At 64.6% G+C, this 3174-nt stretch carries 5 protein-coding genes; all 5 read left to right on the top strand.

What is annotated here, in order from left to right:
• A partial coding sequence (locus AB1763_11090; GenBank protein MEW5833368.1) for a hypothetical protein occupies positions 1 to 342 on the top strand: 342 nt, incomplete at its 5' end.
• A 35-nt stretch (positions 343 to 377) separates the two neighbouring features.
• Positions 378 to 1253 (top strand): DUF4326 domain-containing protein, encoded by an 876-nt coding sequence (locus AB1763_11085; GenBank protein MEW5833367.1) that lies wholly within the window; start codon positions 378 to 380, stop codon positions 1251 to 1253.
• A 319-nt stretch (positions 1254 to 1572) separates the two neighbouring features.
• The gene (locus tag AB1763_11080) at positions 1573 to 2124 is read left to right on the top strand and encodes a PRTRC system protein E (protein ID MEW5833366.1); all 552 of its coding nucleotides are present in this window, start codon (positions 1573 to 1575) and stop codon (positions 2122 to 2124) included.
• 11 nt (positions 2125 to 2135) lie between these two features.
• Entirely contained in the window at positions 2136 to 2342 is a 207-nt protein-coding gene (locus AB1763_11075; protein MEW5833365.1) for a PRTRC system protein C, read from the top strand.
• Positions 2343 to 2389: 47 nt separating this feature from the next.
• Positions 2390 to 3174, top strand: a 785-nt coding sequence (locus tag AB1763_11070) for a phosphoadenosine phosphosulfate reductase family protein (protein MEW5833364.1), incomplete at its 3' end; no start/stop codon positions are given.

Below are 3174 nucleotides of genomic sequence, written 5' to 3'. Positions count from 1 at the left end.
GACACCCTCGCCCGCGAGCAGATGCCCGAACTGACCGCCAGCGAGTGGGGCGCCATCGTGGACGCCAACATGAGCACGCTGCATCAGTACAGCTTGGGCATCCCGTCCGTGCTCGGAGGACTCTGGCACAACCTATTCGATTTCGCGCCTGAGGGCGATGAGAAATGGGGCGTGGACTGCGTGGCGCTGGCCCGTCGCATGCAGGCCATGCCGATTGGTGCTCAAGCGGCGGCGTTCGAGGTTATCAAGCAGTTCTGGCATCGCGCGGACGAGGTGAACGCAGCCGGATGCTACTCGGAGGCATTCCGCGCGCTCGGGGCTCGCGTGAAGGACGCCTCGTAGGGATAGAAGCTGTCGCTCGATCTTCCTCGGTGATCATGGACATCCTCAACCGCCACCACTACAAGAAGGGCAAGACTCTGCCGGCCAACAGCGTCTATGTCGGACGCGGCAGCCCGTGGGGCAATCCTTTCGTGATCGGGGAGCACGGCGACCGCAACGAGGTGGTGGACCGCTACTGCGCGTGGCTGAACGAGCGCATGGACGAGGGCGACCCGGTGGTCCTGACCGGGCTGGCGGGATTCCGCGAGGAGACGAGCCTCGTCTGTTCCTGCGCGCCCGCCCGGTGCCATGCCGAGTGCATTCGCGACGCCCGGCTGCGCCTTGTGGAGGCGGGCGGGCCGCGTGCCTTCATGCGCCCGGAGCCCGGCCGCTTCTATGCAGGGATCGGCTCACGCGACACGCCACCCCCGGTGCTGCGCCGCATGACGCGCGTGGCCGAGCGCCTTGTGGCGTGGGGCTATGTCCTGCGCTCTGGCGCCGCCCGTGGCGCGGATGCCGCCTTCGAGGTCGGGGCAGGGCAGGCGAAGCGGATCTACCTGCCGTGGCCGGGTTTTAACGGCCACCATTCGGACCTTGATTCGCCTTCGTTTGATGCGATGCGGCTGGCGGAGATGGTTCATCCGAACTGGAAGGCTCTTGGGCAGGCCGAGCAGAAGCTCATGGCCCGGAACTCGCACCAGATCCTTGGGCACACCCTGCGATCCCCGGCGGACTTCGTCGTTTGCTGGACACCGGATGGTTGCGAAACCGAAGCGGAGCGCAGCAGGAAGACGGGGGGCACGGGGCAGGCCATCGCCATCGCCAGCCGCTGGGCCGTCCCGGTGTTCAACCTCGCCCGCGAGGATGCTCTGGACCGCCTTCGAGACCTCCTTGAGTCAGGGCGTCCGGTTCAGATGCCAGCCAGTGCCTAACTGAACGAGCTCTGCTTCCAAGGCGTGTTCGCCCTTCCTTCCCTGGTCAATCATCGAAAACTAGGGACACCCAAAAAAAGGGGGCGCAAGCCCCCCTTTTTTTGCGCATCAGGTGATTACTGACCCGATCCCTTCTGCTTGTCCATCACCCATCCTAGAGAGGCGGTAGATGTCAACACGCTGTCCCAAATTCTCTTTGAGCAAAACTCCTTGGAACTTGGGTTTTTAGGGTATTCGCTTCGTTCGCTTGCTCGAACGCTTGCAAGATTTCCGAAATCAGGAAACTAGCACCTGTACTCCCCAACAAGCAGGTGCTGCCATGACCGAAACCAACCTCTTCCAGACCATCGCCAAAGCCATGCGCTCCGGCGACAAAGTGCGCTTCGAGATCGAGCGCAACGGCGATGCGATGAGCATCATGTTCCAGCCAATCCTGCGCGATCAAGAAGACGCCGTGCCCGACGAGGCCAAACCCATCCGCGCCGCCCTCGCGCTGCCCTTCCTGATCCGCGGCGTCACCCCCGAGGTGGCCGATGCGGAACTGGCGTCCCGCCTGCAGGGCTATGCGGATAAGCGCGGCCACGTCGTGGATGCCTATGACGAACTGATCGAGAAGCTGAACGAAGCGACGAAGCAGGCCAAGGCCGCAACGGAGAAAGCGGGCAAGCCCAAGCCAACCAAAGGCAAGGCCGCCCCGGTCGCCGCCGCATCCCCGGTCGTGGCAAACGGCGATGACGGCCATGATGACGATGCCACCTGTGGCGCATGCGGCTCCTGTGATGACGACGGCTCCTGCGGCGATGAAGCTCGCACCGGGGCCACGCCCGCACCCGTCGCCAGCAAGACCGGCGGCGATCTGTTCGATTTCTGAGGGGACGACACATGAGCATCAAGACTCTCGAACGCGCCTTTCGCATGGGCTCCGTCACCCTCGACGACCCCGATCCGAGCCTCCCGGCGGACAAGGCCCTGGCTCTCTATGTGCCGAACTTCCCCACGCTGGCCACGGCCACGCTGGGCGATCCCTTCCCCGAGGGCGACCGCCTGATTTACCCGGTCGAAAAGGCCCCGGTGAAGACCAAGGGCTAGCGCCACGAAGGTCGCCTTGTGCGGCCTTCCCTCCACGGAATCCCGCGATGCAACAATCCCTTCTGCAATTCCATGCCGAGATGCCTGGCGCGTGCGTCCACAACGGACGGGAGCCCTGGGATCTATGGGGCCTCGCCGCCCCGTACCGTCCCGGCGACCGCTTCGAGGACAAGGTGGAGGCGACCATCGGCGCCCTGCGCCTGCTGATCGAGGCAGGGCATCCCCTGATCCTGTCAACGAGCTGGGGGAAGGACTCCAGCGTCCAGCTTGCGCTGGCACTGGAGGCCATGCAGCAGGTGGCCGCCGCACGCCGGGACGCGGCGGGCGGCAGTGTCTTGACCGAGCTTCCACCCATGTTCGTAGTCACCAGCAACACGGGCGTGGAGAACCCCCTGATGGACGGCTACTACCACGGGGAGTCCGCGAAGCTCGAGGCCTACGTCCAGAAGCAAGGCATCCCCGTCACGGTAGCCACTGCCCGGCCTTCGTTGTCGCAGGATTATCTGGTCAGCCTCATCGGCGGGCGCGGGATCGCCTCCATGCCGGGCCAGGACAGCAAGTGCTCGGTCGACATGAAGGTGACCCCCCTGCGAAAACTGAAGACGAAGATCCTGAAGGCTACGCGGCACGCGCAACCGGCCATCTCGCTCATCGGCAAGCGCTGGTCCGAAAGTCCTGACCGCAAGCGGCGCATGATCGAGGCGGGTGAGCGCCCGGACCAGGTGATCGAGCGCGAGGGCGAACTCCAACTGTTCCCCATCGCGCATTTTACCGAGGACGACATCTTCGAGTTCATCGGGCGGGTGCGGGCTGGGATGATCGCCACTTACTC

The organism is Campylobacterota bacterium, assembly GCA_040752835.1.
Taxonomy (GTDB): Bacteria; Campylobacterota; Campylobacteria; order Campylobacterales; family Sulfurimonadaceae; genus Sulfuricurvum.
This window is presented reverse-complemented; position numbering and strand designations above follow the sequence as displayed.